We start from the raw sequence: 19,971 nt of genomic DNA on the forward strand, positions 1-19,971 counted from the left end.
CGTCTAATTGCTCCGTTAATTTAAATATCGTCTCGATATGGGTCAGCGATGTTCAGATCGGCAAGTAATTGCTTTTCTATGCTTTCCATTTCAAGTGCATCTTCGTCCTTTATATGGTCAAATCCAAGTAAATGCAAGCATCCATGGATAACCATATGGGCAAAATGGTCGTGAAAGGTTTTTTCTTGCTCAATTGACTCGGCTAAAACAATAGCTGGGCAAATGATTAAATCACCCACTAAAGGTAACTCAATGCCCGGTGGTGCTTCAAATGGAAAAGATAAGACATTAGTCGGTTTATCTTTTCCGCGGTAATCATTGTTGAGCTGCCTGCTTTGTGCTTCATCGCTGATCACTATAGTCAGCTCTGCATCTTCACGGTAGTTGCTGAGGGCTTTGTCAGCCCATAGCTGGAATTGTTCAAAGCTTGGTAAGTCGTTAAACTCACAGGCTATTTGTAAATCTAATTCGGTCACGAGTTTGCTTCTTGTTGGTTTGCTTGCGCTTCTTTCGCACGTTGCTTCTCTGCACGTTTTAAACGTTCTGCTTCATCGTTTCGCTCATAAGCTTCAACGATACGAGCAACAACCGGGTGGCGAACCACATCGTGTGATTGGAAGAAGTTAAAGCTAATTTCATCGACACCGTTTAATACTTCGATGGCATGACGTAGGCCTGAGCGGGCACCGCGTGGTAAATCGACTTGTGTAATATCACCCGTGATCACCGCTTTTGAATTAAAACCAATACGGGTTAAGAACATTTTCATTTGTTCTGCTGTGGTGTTTTGGCTTTCATCGAGAATAATAAACGCGTCATTTAGCGTACGACCACGCATGTAAGCAAGTGGCGCAACTTCAATCACGTTTTTCTCAATCAGCTTTTCTACACGCTCAAAACCCAGCATTTCAAATAATGCATCGTATAGAGGGCGTAAATACGGGTCGATTTTTTGGCTTAAGTCACCTGGTAAAAAGCCTAGTTTTTCACCAGCTTCAACCGCAGGACGAGTTAATAAAATACGGCGAATTTCTTGACGCTCTAAAGCATCAACAGCTGCAGCAACCGCTAAATAAGTTTTACCTGTACCGGCTGGGCCAATACCAAAGGTAATATCGTGGTGCAAAATATTTGCAACATACACGCCTTGATTATCATTGCGCGGTTTAATAACGCCACGGCGAGTTTTAATCACCATGTCTTTGCCATATACACCTGGGTTTTCATCTTGCTCAAGCGCATTTGATTCGCTAATTGCCAAATGTACGGCTTCAGGTTCAATCTCGCCAATCAGGCCGCGAATAGGTTGAGTTTCAATATAGAGGTTTTTTAGTATCTCAACAGCCGCTGCTGCAAGGTGCAGTTTACCGGTTACTCTGAAGAAATTATCACGGTGTGCAATCTCAACACCAAGGCGGCGTTCAATTTGCTTAATGTTCTCGTCAAACGGACCACATAAAGATGAAAGGCGTTTGTTGTCGGCGGGTTCTAAATAAATCTCTAATGTTTTTAATTGATTACTCAAAATTGCTTCCTATTGATGGGTGCAGGCTGTGCCTGCACCAAGTGTCACCCTAAGGTACGAAAGTAGCAACGCCAATTTCGTTAGGGGCCGTAGCGGCCTCAGCTTCAGCAGCTTTATTTAAAATAGCTGAAGGTGCCACATCACGGCGTAAGTTCATTTCTGATTCTGTACGAATTAATTCACCACGTAAAGAGTTTGGCAATGCTTCTGTAATACGTACATCAACGAATTGACCGATCACTGAGTGAGGGCCTTCAAAGTTAACCACTCGGTTGTTCTCAGTACGGCCACGTAATTCCATTGGGTTCTTCTTAGAAGGACCTTCAACTAGGATACGCTGTTCGGTATCAAACATTTGGCGGCTGATTTGCTGCGCCATTTGCGTGATACGGTTTTGCAGAATGTATAAACGTTCTTTTTTCTCTTGCTCTGTTACGTCATCTGGTAAATCAGCAGCAGGCGTACCAGGGCGCGCACTGTAGATGAAGCTAAAGCTCATATCAAAACCAATGTCATTGATAAGGTTCATAGTTGCTTCAAAGTCTGCTTTGCTTTCGCCTGGGAAACCAATGATGAAGTCTGAAGACATGCTTAGGTTAGGGCGAATTTTACGTAACTTACGAATCGTAGATTTGTACTCGAGTGCAGTGTGACCACGTTTCATAAGGTTAAGAACACGGTCTGAACCACTTTGCACTGGTAAGTGTAGGTGGTCAACAAGCTCAGGTACGTCTGCGTACGCATCAATGATATCTGGTGTAAATTCTACTGGGTGCGATGTGGTATAACGAATGCGGTCAATACCGTCAATCGCAGCGACATAACGTAATAGATCAGAGAAGTAACAAATTTCACCGTCGTGAGTTTCACCACGATACGCATTTACGTTTTGACCAAGTAGGTTTACTTCGCGAACACCTTGCTCTGCAAGTTGGGCAACTTCAAGTAATACGTCATCAAGTGGACGGCTTACTTCTTCACCACGCGTATAAGGCACTACGCAGAATGTACAGTATTTAGAACAACCTTCCATAATTGATACAAACGCAGTAGGGCCTTCCGCTTTTGGCTCAGGTAAACGGTCGAACTTTTCAATCTCAGGGAATGAAACGTCAACTACCGAGCTGCTGTCGCCACTTTGCACTTGCTTAATCATTTCTGGTAAGCGGTGTAATGTTTGCGGGCCAAAGATTACATCAACAAACGGCGCACGTTGACGAATTGAGTCACCTTCTTGCGATGCAACACAGCCACCAACACCAATGATTAACTCTGGTTTGTCGTCTTTTAATAGTTTCCAACGGCCTAGCTGATGGAATACTTTCTCTTGTGCCTTTTCACGGATTGAACAGGTATTGAGTAAGATCACGTCAGCGTCTTCAGCTTCTTCAGTTAACTGATAGCCGTTAGTCGCATCTAGTAGATCAGCCATTTTCTGAGAGTCGTACTCGTTCATCTGACAACCCCAGGTTTTAATATGCAGCTTTTTACTCATTGAAATATAGCCTCGTTTTCAATTCGGTAGTGACACAAAAATGTGTTAGAAACAGGATTAAGTGGCAAGTATGCCGACTTAAAGGACGCGTATTTTAGCTGGATACCCGCACAGATCCAAGTATAGTTTTTATCTTTGTGGTGTGAAATCAAACAAGTCACTGTTTTGAAATTCATAAGCGGTAAATGCACTGACACGCAATATTGAATTACGTTACAATTTATCCCGTATTTAAATAGCCAAATGAGCGAATATTAAATGAATAAAAATAAGGTAATTGTTGTCGGTGGCGGCATGGTAGGTGCTGCTACTGCTGTAAAACTGGCTAAGCAGGGTAGGGATGTCACCGTTATTGAAAAGCACCTTATCGATGCTGATCAAATTTTAAGCTCAGATAAGGTTGATATTCGCATTTCGGCTATTAATCGTTTTTCAGAGAATTTACTTGATGAGCTTGGTGCAATGCCATTACTAAGACAAAATCGTATCGCACCTTATCAACAATTAGAGGCCTACCAGCAACAAGGCGAAAATTTATTGTTTGATAGCCATGAGATTGGCGAAACGCATTTAGGTCATTTAATCGAAAATAATTTAATTCAAGCAAGTCTTTGGCAGCAATTCGCCAAGTACAACATCGAAGTGATAGAGCAGTTATCAGCCATCACGGATATTACTCAAACGGTTGATTCAATCACCTTACATTATGGCGATACTCAATATACCGCTGATTTAGTTGTTGCTGCAGATGGTGGACAGTCACAATTGCGAACTAAAGCTGGTTTAGGTGTAACGGGTTGGCAATATGGCCAGCATTGCATGGGCGTGTTAATCAAATTAGATGCCCCGCAGCAGGTAAAAACGTGGCAACAATTTACGCCAACCGGGCCTGTAGCATTTTTACCGATGCAGGCGCCTTACGCTAATTTAATTTGTTATCACGATGCTGCGGTTTTAAAGCAGTGGCAAAAATTGTCGAATGAGCAACTTAAAGCAAAACTCATTGACCATTTTCCTGAACTACCGGGCGACTTTGAATTACTTGAGCATGCTGTCTTTCCACTTGCACGCCAACATGCCAATGATTACTCGCACGGACGTTTAGTTTTGCTGGGTGATTCGGCGCACACAATTAACCCGCTTGCTGGGCAAGGTGTGAACCTAGGGTTTCAAGATGTTGTAGCACTGGCAGATATTTTGGCAGATCAACCTGATGTTGGTCAGCAAGCGTTATTAAAGCGCTACGAGAAAAAACGCCGCCACGCTAATTTACTAATGATGAGTATGATGGATGCATGTTATTTTGGTTTTTCAAACGAGATTAAACCACTGAGCTGGGTGCGCAGTAAGTTTTTAAAGCTTGCTAATAACACAGGCCCTGCAAAGAACTGGGTTTTAAAGTATGCGATTAGCGGGACATTAAGTTAATAGTAAAAAATTAATCGTACAAAAGGCAAAGAAGCGGGGTAATGAAAATTAGCCCGTTTTTTTGTGCTAATACCAATCCGCAATAATACTTAATCATTTTGAGGGATTAAACCTGTCGCTACCTGCGTTAAAAATTTCTGATTTAGAACAACTAAATAACGAAATTTTTGCCTTGTTATCAACGAGGTTTGATTGCCTCAAAATAGACTACTTAATTAAGCGAATTGGTATAAAATTACCGAATATACTTTGGAGAAACTTGAAACTTGAAACTTGAAAGGGAAGTAAGTAGTTGGCTGGGATACCAGGATTTGAACCTGGGAATGGCAGGATCAAAACCTGCTGCCTTACCGCTTGGCGATATCCCAACGCTAAACTTGAAGAGTTTTAGTTCTACTTAAGAACATGGTGCGGAAGGAGAGACTTGAACTCTCACAACCGAAGTTACTGGAACCTAAATCCAGCGCGTCTACCAATTCCGCCACTCCCGCATCATTTGTACTAATGTACTGGTAGTTATTTTAGACTCTTCATTGAGTATTCTTTATCACTTTGAGAAAGTGGCTGGGATACCAGGATTTGAACCTGGGAATGGCAGGATCAAAACCTGCTGCCTTACCGCTTGGCGATATCCCAACAAAGAATAATTTGATAGTTTGAGTTCTTATCAAGAACATGGTGCGGAAGGAGAGACTTGAACTCTCACAACCGAAGTTACTGGAACCTAAATCCAGCGCGTCTACCAATTCCGCCACTCCCGCATCGTTCGTACTAATGTACTGGTAGTTATTTTAGACTCTTCATTGAGCATTCTTTAACACTTTGAGAAAGTGGCTGGGATACCAGGATTTGAACCTGGGAATGGCAGGATCAAAACCTGCTGCCTTACCGCTTGGCGATATCCCAACAAAGAATAATTTGATAGTTTTGGTTCTTATCAAGAACATGGTGCGGAAGGAGAGACTTGAACTCTCACAACCGAAGTTACTGGAACCTAAATCCAGCGCGTCTACCAATTCCGCCACTCCCGCATCATTCGTACTCAAAGTACTGGTAGTTATTTTAAACTCTTCATTGAGTGCAGCTTTAACTCCTGCAGAGCCATTCTTAAGAAAGAATGGTGGCTAAGACGGGATTTGAACCTGTGACCCCATCATTATGAGTGATGTGCTCTAACCAACTGAGCTACTTAGCCATCGTGGCTGGGATACCAGGATTTGAACCTGGGAATGGCAGGATCAAAACCTGCTGCCTTACCGCTTGGCGATATCCCAACAAAAGCTTGATAGTTTGAGTTCTTATCAAGAACATGGTGCGGAAGGAGAGACTTGAACTCTCACAACCGAAGTTACTGGAACCTAAATCCAGCGCGTCTACCAATTCCGCCACTCCCGCATAATTCGTACTTAAAGTACTGGTAGTTATTTTAAACTCTTCATTGAGCAACAAAAAGAATGGTGGCTAAGACGGGATTTGAACCTGTGACCCCATCATTATGAGTGATGTGCTCTAACCAACTGAGCTACTTAGCCATCTTTTTTGTTAGCACTTCATCGCTGAGTGCGGGGCGTATTATGCTGATATGACCTAAATCCGTCAACACCTTTTTTGCAAAAAAATGCTTATCAGTGTTTGTTTGCATTAAAATTAAGCTAAGTGGCGAAATTTCATTTAAATTGCTGTTTTTTTGACTGCAATTTATGAGTTTAATTCCCAAACGCATCGTAAGAGTTTTAAAACGTACATTTAAAGCTGCTTGATTTTTATACAAAAATCAAGTTTCAAAATTAGTTAGCGTGATCTTTTAGGTGATTTAAACATAAAAAAGCGAAAGCGAATGAATTTATATAGGCTATTTTGTCATTAAGGGGGCTTATTTTTACTTTTAAAATCCCGACAATTTGCTAATCGAGCAGTCAATAGGTCGCAAAATTGCTAGCGAGCTTTGAAATCCCCTCAATTAACTGTTGTTATCACTCATTTGCTTTCGACGATGATTCACTGTTAAGCATAAATAACACCGTACATCACTAAAAAGAACAAGCAGAGGTGAGGCTGCAGAAGTATTACCCACCATGCTTTGATGATTTAGGGAAGGGTTAGTAATATTTAGGCAATAAAAAAGGCTCGTGATAACGAGCCTTTTAAAATCGAATGAGCAAATATGCTTATACGTTAAATAAGAAGTTCATCACATCGCCGTCTTTAACGATGTACTCTTTACCTTCTTGACGCATCTTACCAGCTTCTTTAGCACCGCTTTCGCCTTTAAACGCAATGTAGTCGTCAAATGCGATAGTTTGTGCACGGATAAAGCCACGCTCAAAGTCAGTGTGGATTTTGCCCGCAGCTTGTGGTGCAGTCGCACCTACTGGGATTGTCCATGCACGTACTTCTTTAACGCCAGCAGTGAAGTAGGTTTGTAATTTAAGTAACTCGTAACCACCACGGATCACTAAGTTAAGACCTGGTTCTTCTAAACCTAGGTCAGCCATAAATTCTAGTTTATCTTCTTCTTCAAGTTCAGATAACTCAGATTCAATCGCTGCACATACTGGAATAACAACCGCATCTTCTGCAGCGGCAATTTCACGTACTTTGTCTAGGTAAGGGTTATTTTCAAAACCATCTTCTGCCACGTTCGCAATATACATGGTCGGTTTGATTGTTAAGAAGTTAAGTGGCTTAATTGCTGCTTTTTCTTCTTTAGTTAGTTCTAAAGAACGTAACGTTAAACCTTCATCTAAGTGTACTTTTACTTTTTCTAAAACAGCATTTTGCTCTTTAGCGTCTTTGTCGCCGCCTTTTGCTTTTTTAGCATTACGAACAATCGCTTTATCAGCACTGTCCATATCAGCAAGTACTAATTCAGTGTTAATTACGTCGATATCATCAGCAGGGTCAATTGTGCCAGCAACGTGAACAATGTTTTCGTCTTCAAAACAACGAACAACGTGACCAATCGCATCTGTTTCACGAATGTTTGCTAAGAATTGGTTACCTAAACCTTCACCTTTCGATGCGCCTTTTACTAGACCTGCAATATCAACGAATTCCATCGTCGTTGGTAAAATACGCTGAGGATTTACGATAGCGGCTAAATCATTTAAGCGCGCATCAGGAACCGGTACCACACCCGTGTTAGGCTCAATGGTACAGAAAGGGAAGTTAGCGGCTTCAATACCCGCTTTAGTTAGTGCATTAAATAGAGTTGATTTACCAACGTTTGGCAAACCAACGATGCCACATTTAAAACCCATAGTAAGATACCTTGTGTAATTTCATTAAAACGGATTAAGGTTTAAATGAATGTAGTCTGTTTTGTGCTTTTAACACACCATCTTTTGCAAGTATTTCCATACAACGAACTGCTTCGTCAACGGCGGCGTCCATTTTTTCTTGATCGTCTTTCGCGGCTTTACCTAGCACCCAGCCTGTTACCATTTCTCGGTGACCTGGATGACCAATGCCTATACGAAGGCGCATGAAATCTTTTTGGTTTGCCATTTTCGCAATAATATCTTTTAAACCATTGTGACCGCCGTGGCCGCCACCTTTTTTAAGTTTTGCAATCCCAGGATCTAAGTCCATTTCGTCATGAGCAACGAGAATGTTCTCAACAGGGATTTTAAAGAAATTAGCGAGACTACTCACCGCCTTACCACTTAAATTCATATAAGTTGTAGGGATCAGTAATTTAAATTCTTGGCCTTGAATAATCACTTTGCCGGTGAGGCCGTGATATTTAGGATCATGTTTGAGTGTGCAGTTATAACGTGCAGCCAGTTCTTCGATGAACCAAGCACCTGCATTATGGCGTGTGTTTGCGTATTCGGGGCCTGGATTAGCCAGGCCCACAAGCATTTGAATAGAATTCAAGGTGTTTACACCTTAAAAATTATTCTGCAGCGTCTTCTGAAGCTTCTTCTTCAGCTGGAGCTGCTTTGTTAGCTTTAACAGTAACAACTGACTGATCGTGATCAGCGCCTTTAGTTAGCTCAACAGATGAAACACCTGAAGGAAGTTTAAGGTCAGAAAGGTGGATTGAATCACCAGCTACTAAATCTGAAACGTTAACTTCAACGAACTCAGGAAGTGCTTTAGGAAGACACGTGATTTCGATTTCAGTTAATTGGTGAACAACAGTGTTACCAGCTTTAGTTACTTTCTCTTCACCGATGAAGTGTACAGGCACTTTAGTGTGAAGTTTGTGAGTAGCATCTACACGTTGGAAGTCTAAGTGAGTGATCTTAGGCTTGTACGGGTGACGTTGAATATCTTTAAGGATAGCTTCAACTGACTCGCCACCGATGTTTAAAGTAAGGATGTGCGTGTAGAAACCTTCGTCTTCTTGCGCTTTGATCATATCTTTGTGTGCAAGAACGATTGATGCAGCTTCTTTGTCAGCACCGTAAAGGATTGCAGGAACTTTATCTTCACGGCGTAGGCGGCGGCTCGCACCAGTACCTGTTTCTGTACGTAATTCTGCATTGTATGTGTAAGTTGACATAATGTCTCCAATAATTAATAGTCTTAGGGCCTTTGCGACCAAGGTCCCTAGCCAAAAGGCGCGCTATCATACCACCCCTTTCGGGGAAAATAAATAACGACTACAAAAAAAGCACCTAAGCGGTGCTTTTTTTAGTATTGCAGTGATGTTGATTAGTGTTCAAACATCGCTGAAATAGATTCTTCGTTGCTGATACGACGGATTGTTTCAGCAAGCATATCTGCAAGTGTAAGCACTTTGATTTTATCAATTGCTTTAAGCTCATCAGATAGTGTGATTGAGTCAGTTACGATAACTTCGTCAATGACTGAGTTACGAATGTTCTCAGCGGCATTACCTGAAAGTACTGGGTGAGTAGCGTAAGCAAATACGCGTTTTGCACCGTGTTCTTTAAGCGCTGCTGCTGCTTTACATAAAGTACCACCGGTATCGATCATGTCATCAACGATGATACAGTCACGACCTTCAACGTCACCAATAATGTGCATTACTTGTGAAACGTTTGCTTGTGGACGACGCTTGTCGATAATAGCAAGGTCTGTGTCGTTTAATAGCTTAGCGATTGCACGAGCTCGAACAACACCACCGATATCAGGAGAAACAACAACAACGTCATCGAAGTCGCGTTCTTTCATATCTTCAAGTAGAACTGGGCTACCAAATACGTTATCAACTGGTACGTCGAAGAAACCTTGGATTTGTTCAGCGTGTAAATCAACCGTTAGAACGCGGTCAACACCAACACTTGAAAGGAAATCTGCAACTACTTTAGCTGTAATTGGTACACGAGCAGAACGCACGCGGCGGTCTTGACGTGAATAACCAAAGTAAGGGATAACGGCAGTAATACGTCCAGCAGACGCACGACGTAGGGCATCAACCATAACGATAAGCTCCATTAAGTTATCGTTAGTAGGGTTACAGGTTGATTGGACAATGAAAACGTCAGAGCCACGAACATTTTCATTAATTTGAACACTGATCTCACCGTCACTAAAACGGCCAACAACAGCATCGCCTAATTCAATATACAAACGTTTTGCAACTTTTTGAGCTAGCTCAGGTGTTGCGTTACCAGCGAAGAGCTTCATGTCAGGCACGGTAGGGTTCCTCAGGCACTGAATTTTGGGACTAACAGGCTATGGTAGGCACCAAAGCAGGTTAACATTTACTTGTACGTTACTTCATTTCAAAGTGAGCATTTAATGCTGTATGAGCAGGAGAAAGTGTAGCACTACTTGCAACAAAACCTGTCCATTTTTCTGGTAATTGAGCTAAAACTTGTTGTGCTTGTGCCTCGGTTGAAAACTCAGCAAAGCAGCAAGCGCCTGTACCAGTCATCTTTGACGGGGCGTATTTTAGCAACCACTGCAGGGCTTTTTCAACCTCGGGGCAGAGCTTTTTAACTAAAGCCTCACAATCATTGCCTAAATTTTCTGTTTGCCAGTCTGCTTTTAGCTTAGGTGTGTCGCGCTTTAAATCTGGGTGGGTAAAAATTTTCGCGGTGCTCACATGCTGCCCTGGATGCACTACACAGAACCAACTTTGCGGTAATTCAATATTTTCTAGTTGCTCGCCAATCCCATGGGCAATGGCAGTGTGACCATTGATAAATACTGGTACATCAGCGCCTAATTTCACCCCAAGCTGAGCTAATTCTGTAAGTGATAAATCACAGCCCCATAGTTTATTAAGAGCAAGCAGGGTAGTGGCGGCATCAGATGAGCCGCCGCCAACACCGCCGCCCATAGGCAAACGTTTTAATAGCTTTATTGAAGCGCCTTGTTGGCAATCACAGTGCTGTTGTAATAAACGGGCTGCTTTATATATAAGGTTATCTGCAAGCTCAATACCGTTTGTATCACCGGTTACTGTAATATTTGGCTCGTTGTTGACAGTAAATGTTAAGTCATCACCAAATTCTAAAAAGGTAAATAAGGTTTCGAGTTCATGGTAGCCATCTTTACGGCGACCATTTATATGAAGGAATAAATTAAGTTTTGCAGGTGCTATTAACGTTAGCGGGGCGGTTGAAGCGTGTGTCATGATTAATTTAACTGCCAATCATTAAGTTGAATTTTAATACGAATTTTATTGTTTTTAAGGCTTAGCTTAACAGGAAGCCAATAACCATCTTGTTTGATGAAGTCTGAATAGGTTATTTGCCACTGTTGACCATTGTGAGCTTGCCAAATAAGACTTTTTAAACGGCCTTGCTCATCATAGCTTGCTTGGTCGCTCTCGACAGTACCTTTTAGCCACTTTGCGGCATTATCTAATGGGATTGAAAAACCGGTTAAACGATATAACAACATTGAGGCATCACGGTCGGTATATACATTGTCGTCATACTCAAGTTCAGCACCTTGTGCATTTTGCTTTAAAGACAGAATACGGGTACCAATAAAACTGGTAAGCACCATGTCGCTGTATTGCTCATCATGTTGCCAATTTAAATTGGCTGACTGGCGCTGCTCTGTACTAATAAATGCCATTTTGCCTTGCACTTGCCATTGAGCTTGTTGTTCTAATCGGCTTTTCCAGTCAGGATAAATGTAATCAACTGTTGAAATTTTTTGCGCACAACCGCCGATAAATAAAAAAAACATGAATAAAATCAAATATTGTTTAATCAAATGTCGTTCCTTACTTTCCATATTCCGCTGATTTTTGGTAAAATTAATGCCTTTACAGCTGGGCTTAGCAATATTTGGTACATATGACCATCGTAGCACTTGGTATAAATCACAAAACCGCATCCGTAGAATTACGCGAAAAAGTCGCGTTTTCGCCTGAGCAAATGTCTGAGGCGTTACAGCAATTAAGTGGTCATGCGCATTTTAATGAAGCGGTTATTGTTTCGACCTGCAACCGAACTGAAATCTATTGTAGCCTTGCTGAGCGTAATTCCCAAACCCTGTTGCACTGGTTAGCCAGTTTCCATGGATTGGATGAACATGAACTGAGCAATAATATCTATTATCATGAAGATCACGAAGCAATTAATCATTTAATGCGAGTGTCTTGTGGTCTAGATTCGTTAGTACTCGGTGAGCCGCAAATTTTAGGGCAAATAAAACAAGCCTACCATAATGCAAAAACTCACGATGCCATTGGTGTAACTTTTGACCGTTTGTTTCAAAAAACATTTTCTGTCGCAAAACAAGTTCGTACCGAAACTGATATTGGTGCTAGCGCAGTATCTGTTGCTTATGCCGCGGTTAATCTTGCGAAACATATTTACGGCAAACTAGATAAAACCAATGTACTGCTAATTGGTGCAGGTGAAACGATTGAACTAGTTGCTAAGCACTTATACCAAAACGATCCGCAAAAAATCACGGTGGCAAACCGTACTATTGAACGCGCTAAAACTTTAGCGAGTGAGGTTGATGCGGATGTGATTGCACTTGCCCAGTTACCTGAGCGTTTACACGACGCCGATATTGTTATTAGTTCAACCGCCAGTACCTTACCTATTATCGGTAAAGGGGTGGTAGAGCAGGCGTTGAAAAAGCGCCGCCACAAACCAATGTTATTTATCGATATCGCGGTACCGCGTGATATCGAAAGCCAAGTAGGCGAATTAGATGCTGCCTATTTGTATTCAGTTGATGACTTACAAGCCATAGTAAGCGAGAATATCGCCGCTCGTGAGCAGGCTGCGGAGCAAGCGCAAGCTATTATTCGCTCACGTACCGATGAATTTGCTATGTGGTTGCGTTCACTCGATTCGGTGGATCTTATTCGCCATTATCGCAACGATGTACAAGATATAAAGTCAGAACTTGTCGAAAAAGCCCTTGGCCAGCTACAAGCAGGTAAAGAGGCAGAAAAAGTAATACTCGAGTTGGCAAACAAACTGACCAACCGCTTGATGCACGCACCTACCCGTGCCATTCAAGATGCTGCTAAAAAAGGTGAAGCAGCGGAGTTAAGCCAATTAAAGAAAATGTTAGGTATTGATCAGGAATAGTCGTTAAATGAAAGAGTCTGTTTATAGAAAATTAGAAACCTTAGTTGAGCGTTATGAGGAAGTGCAAGCGCTACTAAGCGACCCCTCTGTGATCAGCGACCAAAATCGCTTTCGTGCCTTATCTAAAGAATACTCAGAATTAGAAGAAATCGTAAAAGCATTTTTAGCTTACCAACAAGCCCAAGATGATGTTGCTACAGCAGAAGAAATGTTAAAAGACTCTGATCCTGATATGCGTGAAATGGCGCAAGAAGAATACAAAGAAGCAAAAGCACAAATTATTGCATTAGAAGATGAAATCCAAATTCTAATGTTACCAAAAGACCCTAAAGACAATAATAACGTCTATTTAGAGGTTCGTGCCGGTACCGGTGGTGATGAAGCTGCTATCTTCGCAGGTGACTTATTCCGTATGTACAGCCGCTACGCTGAAACTAAAAAGTGGAAAGTAGAAGTAGTAAGTACTAACGAAGGTGAGCACGGCGGTTATAAAGAAGTGATTGCGCATATCTCTGGCGAAGGTGTGTATGGTCAGCTTAAGTTTGAATCAGGTGCGCACCGTGTACAACGTGTTCCAGAGACAGAATCGCAAGGCCGTGTTCATACCTCAGCGTGTACGGTAGCCGTTATGGCCGAAATTCCTGAAGCGGAAGCAATTGAAATTAACCCTGCTGATATTAAAGTCGATACCTTCCGTGCATCGGGTGCCGGTGGTCAGCACGTAAATAAAACTGACTCAGCAATCCGTATTACACACATTCCAACGGGTGTGGTTGTAGAGTGTCAGGATGAGCGTTCACAGCATAAAAACCGTGCCAAAGCGATGTCTGTACTTGGCGCACGCTTACAACAAGCTGAAGATGAAAAGCGTCAAGCGGCGGAAGCATCAGAACGTCGTAACCTAGTAGGTAGCGGTGACCGTTCTGAGCGTATTCGTACTTATAACTACCCGCAAGGTCGTATTACCGATCACCGTATTAATTTAACACTTTATCGTTTGAATGAAGTGGTTGCTGGTGATTTAGGAAGTGTTATCGAACCTCTAATGCAAGAACACCAAGCTGACTTACTTGCCGCGATGGGCGATGAATAATCGTGCCACAATGCATTGAACAAGCAATTGTTGCTGCAACGGCGTTATTAACGCCTAGCAGCGACAGTGCTAAGTTAGACGCACAAGTCCTGTTATTATCCATTCTTGATAAACCTCGTAGTTACTTATTTACTTGGCCCGAAAAACAACTTACCGAACAGCAACAACGTGATTTTGAACAAGCATGTCAGCGTCGTTTAAATGGTGAACCAGTTGCTCATATTGTTGGCTTTCGTGAATTTTGGAGTCTTCCTTTAAAGGTTAATCCAACAACCCTGATCCCAAGACCTGATACCGAAACGTTAGTAGAATATGCCTTAGGCCTTGAGCTACCTACGGCTGCAAACGTGCTTGATTTAGGCACTGGCACAGGGGCAATTGCTTTGGCATTAGCCAGTGAAATGCCTAATTGGAAGGTGATAGGGGTTGATAGAGTGGCTGATGCAGTTGAGCTTGCCAAAGAGAACAAACAACGACTCAATATTAACAACGCCACTTTTGCGTTGAGCAACTGGTTTAGTGCAGTAAGTACACAAAAGTTTGACCTAATTGTGAGCAATCCTCCGTATATTGAACATGATGATGAGCATTTAAGCCAAGGCGATGTTCGCTTTGAGCCGCTCTCTGCATTAGTTGCAGATGACGACGGTATGGCTGATATTAAACAAATTATTACTATCGCACGTGACTATTTAGCAACAAATGGCTATCTTTTAATTGAACATGGCTACAAACAAAGTGTGAAGGTACAAGAATTTTTTGCACAAATGTCGTATAGCCATATACTTACAATTAAAGATCTTGGCGGTAATGACCGTGTAACGTTAGCACAATGGCCTAAATAACAATAAAGCGCACTGTGCGTACATAGCCTTTGAGGATCCCATAGAATGGATGATTTTTTGTTTTCGGATGAAGCACTTGACGAAGTTAATGAGGTGGTTCAGGGTAGTTGGAAAGTCATCGTCGTTGATGACGAGCCAGAAGTACATGCCGTAACAAAGCTTGCGTTGAGTGACTTTGAATTTCAAGATAAACGTTTAGAGTTTATTAGTGCTTATTCAGGTGAAGAAGCTAAGCAAGTAATTCAAGAGCATCCAGATGCGGCTATCGTATTACTCGATGTGGTTATGGAAACCGACGATGCCGGCCTTAAAGTTGCCAAGTTTATTCGTGAAACCGCAAAAAATAATCATATTCGTATCATTCTTCGCACTGGTCAGCCTGGGCAAGCACCAGAGCGTCAAGTCATCGTTAATTACGATATCAATGACTACAAATCAAAAACTGAATTAACAGCACAAAAACTGTTCACAGTAGTGATGTCGAGCTTGCGTTCATATCGTGATATTTTGTCGATAGAACAATCTCGTCAAGGCCTTGAAAAAATAATTAAAGCTTCACGTGATATCTTTTCAACTCATTCTCTTGAAAGCTTTATTGAAGGGGTGATGCAACAACTTACCTCATTATTAGGAACCGTTGATCAGGCCATGTATGCAACCAGTTTAGTTGCGAGTAACCCGCAAGATAACCAAAAGAAGCTAGTGGTGTTTTCGGGCCGAGGTGAGTTTGAACGCAGTGAAGGCAAGGCGATTGAAGAGGTGTTAAGTCACGATCAGCTTCAAGCCTGTCAGCAAGCTTTAAATGAAAAAACCATTGTTTATCGTGAGAACTATTTATTTGCCTATTGCAGTAGTGAATATAATCATAATTCCATGTTGTTTATTTCAGGTATCCCTAAGCATTTAACCGACACTCAGCGTCACTTGATTGAAATCTTTTCGCAAAATGTGCAGCTGGCGTATGAAAATGTACAGTTACAATCTGAAATCGAAGCAACACAACAAGAGTTAGTATTTAGGCTCAGTGAAGCGTTAGAGCAACGTTCAACAGAAACAGGTAACCATGTAAAGCGTGTGTCGCACATTTGTTATGAACTTGCCATGGGCTATGGTCTATCAAAACGCGAAGCAGAGCTTATTCGCTTAGCTGCGCCATTGCATGATGTGGGTAAAGTGGGTATTCCCGACGCTATATTAAATAAGCCGGGGCCATTGACCGATGAAGAGTGGGCTATCATGCAACTTCATGCTGAAAAAGGTCATTTAATTTTAAAAGACTCCAATCGTGACATTGTTAATACTGGCGCAGTGATTGCGTTGTCACACCATGAGCGTTGGGATGGTTCAGGCTACCCGAAAGGGTTGAAAGGCGAAGACATCCCTATTGCAGGTCGCATCGTTGCTTTAGCTGATGTATTTGATGCACTACGTCATAAGCGCTGCTACAAAGAGCCGTGGTCGCTTGACGATGTTGTGAAAGAAATTAACGCGCAACAGGGCAAACAATTTGATCCAAAGTTGATTGATGTGTTTAATCAGCGAATTAAAGAAATAGAAGACGTACTTGTACGTTATCCAGATTAATTAAAATAAAATTAGGGGCATATGGATTATTTAGCAGTAAAACATACTCACATGTTATTTGCCGTGTTGAGTATTATCTTATTCTACGTTCGTTCTTTCTCTCGCTTAAAGACGGGCGTTCTGGCAAAAAACAAAGTAGTGTTTATCGGCAGCCACAGTATCGACACCTTATTACTTATTTCTGCAGTGGCATTAATTGTAATGGCCGGTTTTAACCCGCTTGAACAATCTTGGTTATTAGAAAAGATAATCTTAGTGGTTGCTTATATTGTACTCGGTGTGGTTGCCGCTAAGCAAAGTGCAAAAAGCGCGAAGCTTGTATTACTTGCGATCACCACGCTTATTTTATTAGTAATTGGTTATTTAGCATCTGCAAAAACAGCACTTCTTTTATAACAAATCTCTGAGCGGTATTTGATTGCATTGGCTGTCGTACCGCTTTTTTATATCTCAACGCTCAGTATTGGTAACTTAAAGCAAAAGTAGGTAAACTAGCTGTTCGTTTTTGAAAGAGATGTAGCAGTATAAATGACCACCCCTTGGTTTGAAGATCAAAATGAATCCTATCAAGATGAGGCCTTTGACGCATTTTCTTCTAAAGTGCTTTATCGTTGTATCGACGCTGAATTAAAGTGGGATCAACAAGCTGATTTAACAGCCTGTTATGACACCCTTAATGAGCTTGAAAATACGGTAACAGCTCTTTGCGCCGAATTAAAAGAGCCACATGAGCGTCTCGATAAGTTACTTGATACCTTTTATCAGCAATGGCTGTTTAGCTCATCAAGCTTAAAAGTGCCAGAGTACACGTTAAATAGCTTTAGCTATACCATTACTATGCGCAGTGGCACGCAAACCACGCTGGCAATTTTACTTTGTCATTTATTACAGCATGCTGAACTTGATGCCACGGTCACACTTAGTCAGGGAGACGTGCACGTTCACGTTGGGATGAGTGATGAAGAGGGCTATTTAATTGAGCCAAGCACAGGTCAGCAGAGCTGGTATATAACACCTGAGAATGCCTGTGAAGAAAATGGTGATGAGCAAGAACCGCTTGAACTGATTTTTGAAGAAGAGCTTTATAAGCTGTATCTAGCACAGCAAAAATGGTCGTTCATCAGCGAAAGTAAATTTGGTCATGCATTGCATTGTGTTGATATGCTGATGGAATTACTTGGTGATGACCCTTATGAGCGTCGTGACCGCGGCTATTTACTTAATCAGCTAGATTGCCCAAAAATGGCGCGTGATGATTTGCAGTACTTTATTAATGAGTGCCCAGATGATCCCGCTATCGAATTAATTCAGCACCAGATTGCTGAAATAGAAGACAACAATAATACACACCACTAATTTAAAGGAACATTTATGACTGACGCCCACAGTGCGCTAATTACCAATGACGCAGTCGTACTTGGTTTGCTTGCCGTTATTTTGGGGTTTATTTTTAAAACCTCGCACAGTAATAATGCTGCCTGCCAAAAATTTTATAAATATGTACCAGCATTATTGCTTTGCTACTTTTTACCATCATTACTCAATACTTTTGGGATTGTTGATGGTCATTCTTCGAATGTATATTTTGTAGCGTCACGCTATTTACTGCCAGCTTGCTTAATATTGCTTACCATCAGTATTGATTTAAAAGCGATCCTAAACCTTGGGCCAAAAGCATTAATCATGTTTTTAACAGGTACCTTGGGTATTGTTATTGGTGGCCCTTTGGCTATCTTAGTAATGAGCGCCGTTTACCCAGAAGCTGTGGGCGGCCATGGCCCTGACGCAGTGTGGCGTGGTATGACGACTATCGCCGGTAGCTGGATTGGTGGCGGCGCAAACCAAGCTTCAATGAAAGAAATGTTTGAAGTAGGCGGCGATATCTTCTCTGCAATGGTGACTGTTGACGTAATTGTGGCTAACTTATGGATGGCCGTACTGTTATTAATGGCAGCAAACCATAAGGCGATTGATGCTAAAACAGGCGCAGATACGCGTGCAATTGAAGATTTAAAAGAGCGCGTAGAAAAGTATCATGCTGAGCATGCGCGCATGCCAACTCTAAATGATTACATGACGATTATCGCAATTGCCTTTGGTATTACTGGCCTTGCACATTTTTGTGCTGACTTTTTAGGTCCGTTTTTTGGGGCTAACTTCCCGTGGGCACAAGAGTATAGTTTAAACAGTAAATTCTTCTGGTTAATCGTTATCTCTACCACAATTGGTATTAGTTTATCGTTTACTAAAGTTCGCCATATTGAAGCTTTTGGTGCGTCAAAAGTAGCATCAAGCTTTTTATATATTCTTGTTGCTTCAATTGGCTTACACATGAATATTACCGCGATTTTTGATTCACCAATGTACTTCGTACTCGGTGTTATTTGGATGATTACTCACGCAAGCTTAATGCTTATTGTGGCGAAACTAATTAAAGCACCACTGTTTTATATGGCGGTAGGCTCTCAGGCCAATGTAGGCGGCGCAGCATCAGCACCTGTTGTTGCATCAGCATTCCACCCATCACTTGCGCCAGTAGGTGTTTTACTTGCTGTTTTAGGCTATGGTGTTGGTACTTACATGGCTTATATTTGTGGATTAATGCTACAAGCTGTTGCACCTTAAGGAATAGAAATGAACAACCAGTTAATTAAAATTAACGAGATTGAATTAGCCAACGACAAACCATTTGTATTGTTTGGCGGTATGAACGTACTTGAATCACGTGATTTAGCGATGCGAATTGCGGAGCATTATGTAGAAGTTACATCAAAGCTAAACATTCCATACGTTTTTAAAGCATCTTTTGATAAAGCGAACCGCTCTTCAATTAATTCATACCGCGGTCCTGGTATGGAAGAAGGTTTAAAAATCTTTGAAGAAATTAAATCTACTTTTAATGTGCCACTGATCACTGACGTACATGAGCCGCATCAAGCTGCGCCTGTGGCTGAAGTGGTTGATGTAATTCAGTTACCGGCATTCCTTGCTCGTCAAACTGACTTAGTTGTAGCCATGGCAAAAACTGGCGCTATTATCAATGTGAAAAAGCCACAGTTTTTAGCTCCACACGAAATGCGTCATATCATTAAAAAGTTTAATGAAGCGGGCAACAACAATGTTGCACTGTGTGAGCGTGGTACTAGTTTTGGTTATAACAATCTTGTGGTTGATATGCTTGGTATGGATGACATGAAGCCTATGGCGCCGGTTATCTTTGATGCAACGCACGCATTACAACGCCCAGGAGGCCGAGCTGACTCTGCGGATGGTCGCCGTGCACAAGCTGCAGAACTTGCTCGCAGTGGTATGGCATTAGGTATTGCGGGTTTATTTATTGAAGCGCACCCTAATCCGAATGAAGCAAAATGTGATGGCCCATGTGCACTTGCACTAAGCAAGCTAGAAGGTTATTTATCGCAAATGAAAGCGGTTGATGAGTTAGTTAAAAGCTTTGCACCACTCGATACCAGCGCAAGCGATTTATAATTTAAATATATAAGTATTTAAGTATG

Annotated in this window: 18 protein-coding genes and 10 tRNA genes; 9 read left to right on the top strand and 19 right to left on the bottom strand. The window is 41.7% G+C overall.

Annotation, left to right across the window (positions count from 1 at the left end; genetic code table 11):
- Positions 1-20: 20 nt before the first annotated feature.
- Genes ybeY through miaB form a run of 3 tightly spaced genes read right to left on the bottom strand, consistent with a single transcriptional unit; the run spans position 21 to position 3,020 of the window.
- Entirely contained in the window at positions 21-476 is a 456-nt protein-coding gene (ybeY, locus tag L1272_RS14650; protein WP_199528672.1) for an rRNA maturation RNase YbeY, read from the bottom strand.
- Complete coding sequence (locus L1272_RS14655; RefSeq protein WP_054551658.1) at positions 473-1,525, bottom strand: PhoH family protein; 1,053 nt, start codon at positions 1,523-1,525, stop codon at positions 473-475. Before L1272_RS14655 ends, ybeY begins: the two co-directional genes overlap by 4 nt.
- 49 nt (positions 1,526-1,574) lie before the next feature.
- Complete coding sequence (miaB, locus tag L1272_RS14660; protein WP_054551657.1) at positions 1,575-3,020, bottom strand: tRNA (N6-isopentenyl adenosine(37)-C2)-methylthiotransferase MiaB; 1,446 nt, start codon at positions 3,018-3,020, stop codon at positions 1,575-1,577.
- A gap of 258 nt (positions 3,021-3,278) precedes the next feature.
- On the opposite strand from miaB, the gene L1272_RS14665 reads away from it, so the two are divergent.
- Positions 3,279-4,448, top strand: a complete 1,170-nt coding sequence (locus L1272_RS14665) for an FAD-dependent oxidoreductase (protein WP_199528671.1) — start codon at positions 3,279-3,281, stop codon at positions 4,446-4,448.
- 293 nt (positions 4,449-4,741) lie between these two features.
- Here the strand turns inward: L1272_RS14665 and L1272_RS14670 are convergent.
- The 16 genes from L1272_RS14670 to lolB form a co-directional block, all read right to left on the bottom strand.
- A tRNA-Gln gene (locus tag L1272_RS14670) sits at positions 4,742-4,816 on the bottom strand.
- A gap of 38 nt (positions 4,817-4,854) precedes the next feature.
- A tRNA-Leu gene (locus tag L1272_RS14675) sits at positions 4,855-4,939 on the bottom strand.
- Positions 4,940-5,009: 70 nt separating this feature from the next.
- A tRNA-Gln gene (locus tag L1272_RS14680) sits at positions 5,010-5,084 on the bottom strand.
- 40 nt (positions 5,085-5,124) lie between these two features.
- Positions 5,125-5,209 (bottom strand) — tRNA-Leu (locus tag L1272_RS14685).
- A 70-nt stretch (positions 5,210-5,279) separates the two neighbouring features.
- Positions 5,280-5,354, bottom strand: a tRNA-Gln gene (locus tag L1272_RS14690).
- 40 nt (positions 5,355-5,394) lie between these two features.
- Positions 5,395-5,479 (bottom strand) — tRNA-Leu (locus L1272_RS14695).
- Positions 5,480-5,566: 87 nt separating this feature from the next.
- Positions 5,567-5,643: transfer RNA gene (locus L1272_RS14700), tRNA-Met, on the bottom strand.
- A gap of 4 nt (positions 5,644-5,647) precedes the next feature.
- Positions 5,648-5,722 (bottom strand) — tRNA-Gln (locus tag L1272_RS14705).
- 36 nt (positions 5,723-5,758) lie between these two features.
- Positions 5,759-5,843: transfer RNA gene (locus L1272_RS14710), tRNA-Leu, on the bottom strand.
- A gap of 60 nt (positions 5,844-5,903) precedes the next feature.
- A tRNA-Met gene (locus L1272_RS14715) sits at positions 5,904-5,980 on the bottom strand.
- A 636-nt stretch (positions 5,981-6,616) separates the two neighbouring features.
- On the bottom strand, positions 6,617-7,708 hold the full coding sequence (ychF, locus tag L1272_RS14720) for a redox-regulated ATPase YchF (RefSeq protein ID WP_054551655.1): 1,092 nt from the start codon (positions 7,706-7,708) through the stop codon (positions 6,617-6,619).
- A gap of 34 nt (positions 7,709-7,742) precedes the next feature.
- Positions 7,743-8,327 carry an aminoacyl-tRNA hydrolase gene (gene pth, locus L1272_RS14725; protein ID WP_082389177.1) on the bottom strand — a complete coding sequence of 195 codons (585 nt, stop codon included), beginning with the start codon at positions 8,325-8,327 and terminating at the stop codon, positions 7,743-7,745.
- Positions 8,328-8,346: 19 nt separating this feature from the next.
- The gene (locus L1272_RS14730; protein WP_054551653.1) at positions 8,347-8,958 is read right to left on the bottom strand and encodes a 50S ribosomal protein L25/general stress protein Ctc; all 612 of its coding nucleotides are present in this window, start codon (positions 8,956-8,958) and stop codon (positions 8,347-8,349) included.
- 152 nt (positions 8,959-9,110) lie between these two features.
- Positions 9,111-10,058: a ribose-phosphate pyrophosphokinase gene (locus tag L1272_RS14735; protein WP_054551652.1), complete on the bottom strand. Its 948-nt coding sequence runs from the start codon at positions 10,056-10,058 to the stop codon at positions 9,111-9,113.
- A gap of 79 nt (positions 10,059-10,137) precedes the next feature.
- Entirely contained in the window at positions 10,138-11,004 is an 867-nt protein-coding gene (ispE, locus tag L1272_RS14740) for a 4-(cytidine 5'-diphospho)-2-C-methyl-D-erythritol kinase (RefSeq protein ID WP_054551651.1), read from the bottom strand.
- A gap of 2 nt (positions 11,005-11,006) precedes the next feature.
- On the bottom strand, positions 11,007-11,594 hold the full coding sequence (gene lolB / locus L1272_RS14745; protein ID WP_138602686.1) for a lipoprotein insertase outer membrane protein LolB: 588 nt from the start codon (positions 11,592-11,594) through the stop codon (positions 11,007-11,009).
- An 83-nt stretch (positions 11,595-11,677) separates the two neighbouring features.
- Between lolB and hemA the strand changes: the two genes are divergently transcribed.
- From hemA to kdsA, 8 genes are all read left to right on the top strand, one after another.
- Positions 11,678-12,934 carry a glutamyl-tRNA reductase gene (hemA, locus tag L1272_RS14750; RefSeq protein WP_054551649.1) on the top strand — a complete coding sequence of 419 codons (1,257 nt, stop codon included), beginning with the start codon at positions 11,678-11,680 and terminating at the stop codon, positions 12,932-12,934.
- A 7-nt stretch (positions 12,935-12,941) separates the two neighbouring features.
- Complete coding sequence (gene prfA / locus L1272_RS14755) at positions 12,942-14,027, top strand: peptide chain release factor 1 (protein ID WP_054551648.1); 1,086 nt, start codon at positions 12,942-12,944, stop codon at positions 14,025-14,027.
- 2 nt (positions 14,028-14,029) lie between these two features.
- Positions 14,030-14,872, top strand: a complete 843-nt coding sequence (gene prmC, locus L1272_RS14760; RefSeq protein WP_194441632.1) for a peptide chain release factor N(5)-glutamine methyltransferase — start codon at positions 14,030-14,032, stop codon at positions 14,870-14,872.
- Between the two features lie 45 nt (positions 14,873-14,917).
- On the top strand, positions 14,918-16,456 hold the full coding sequence (locus L1272_RS14765; protein ID WP_054551646.1) for a response regulator: 1,539 nt from the start codon (positions 14,918-14,920) through the stop codon (positions 16,454-16,456).
- 21 nt (positions 16,457-16,477) lie between these two features.
- On the top strand, positions 16,478-16,852 hold the full coding sequence (locus L1272_RS14770) for a SirB2 family protein (protein ID WP_054551645.1): 375 nt from the start codon (positions 16,478-16,480) through the stop codon (positions 16,850-16,852).
- A gap of 132 nt (positions 16,853-16,984) precedes the next feature.
- A complete protein-coding gene (locus L1272_RS14775) occupies positions 16,985-17,812 on the top strand; it encodes a tetratricopeptide repeat protein (RefSeq protein ID WP_054551644.1) in 828 nt (275 codons plus the stop codon).
- Between the two features lie 15 nt (positions 17,813-17,827).
- Positions 17,828-19,081, top strand: coding sequence for a DUF819 family protein (locus tag L1272_RS14780; RefSeq protein ID WP_054551643.1), 1,254 nt, complete (start codon positions 17,828-17,830; stop codon positions 19,079-19,081).
- 9 nt (positions 19,082-19,090) lie between these two features.
- The gene (gene kdsA, locus L1272_RS14785) at positions 19,091-19,945 is read left to right on the top strand and encodes a 3-deoxy-8-phosphooctulonate synthase (protein ID WP_138619882.1); all 855 of its coding nucleotides are present in this window, start codon (positions 19,091-19,093) and stop codon (positions 19,943-19,945) included.
- Positions 19,946-19,971 lie beyond the last annotated feature (26 nt).

Source organism: Pseudoalteromonas sp. PAST1 (assembly GCF_021532515.1).
Lineage (GTDB): Bacteria > Pseudomonadota > Gammaproteobacteria > Enterobacterales > Alteromonadaceae > Pseudoalteromonas > Pseudoalteromonas simplex.

Excerpts from the sequence above, each read along its gene's own strand:
- miaB (WP_054551657.1), bottom strand. The coding sequence starts at position 3,020 with ATGAGTAAAAAGCTGCATATTAAAACCTGGGGTTGTCAGATGAACGAG.
- L1272_RS14665 (WP_199528671.1), top strand. The coding sequence starts at position 3,279 with ATGAATAAAAATAAGGTAATTGTTGTCGGTGGCGGCATGGTAGGTGCT.
- ychF (WP_054551655.1), bottom strand. The coding sequence starts at position 7,708 with ATGGGTTTTAAATGTGGCATCGTTGGTTTGCCAAACGTTGGTAAATCA.
- L1272_RS14730 (WP_054551653.1), bottom strand. The coding sequence starts at position 8,958 with ATGTCAACTTACACATACAATGCAGAATTACGTACAGAAACAGGTACT.
- ispE (WP_054551651.1), bottom strand. The coding sequence starts at position 11,004 with ATGACACACGCTTCAACCGCCCCGCTAACGTTAATAGCACCTGCAAAA.
- hemA (WP_054551649.1), top strand. The coding sequence starts at position 11,678 with ATGACCATCGTAGCACTTGGTATAAATCACAAAACCGCATCCGTAGAA.
- prfA (WP_054551648.1), top strand. The coding sequence starts at position 12,942 with ATGAAAGAGTCTGTTTATAGAAAATTAGAAACCTTAGTTGAGCGTTAT.
- L1272_RS14765 (WP_054551646.1), top strand. The coding sequence starts at position 14,918 with ATGGATGATTTTTTGTTTTCGGATGAAGCACTTGACGAAGTTAATGAG.
- L1272_RS14770 (WP_054551645.1), top strand. The coding sequence starts at position 16,478 with ATGGATTATTTAGCAGTAAAACATACTCACATGTTATTTGCCGTGTTG.
- L1272_RS14775 (WP_054551644.1), top strand. The coding sequence starts at position 16,985 with ATGACCACCCCTTGGTTTGAAGATCAAAATGAATCCTATCAAGATGAG.
- L1272_RS14780 (WP_054551643.1), top strand. The coding sequence starts at position 17,828 with ATGACTGACGCCCACAGTGCGCTAATTACCAATGACGCAGTCGTACTT.
- kdsA (WP_138619882.1), top strand. The coding sequence starts at position 19,091 with ATGAACAACCAGTTAATTAAAATTAACGAGATTGAATTAGCCAACGAC.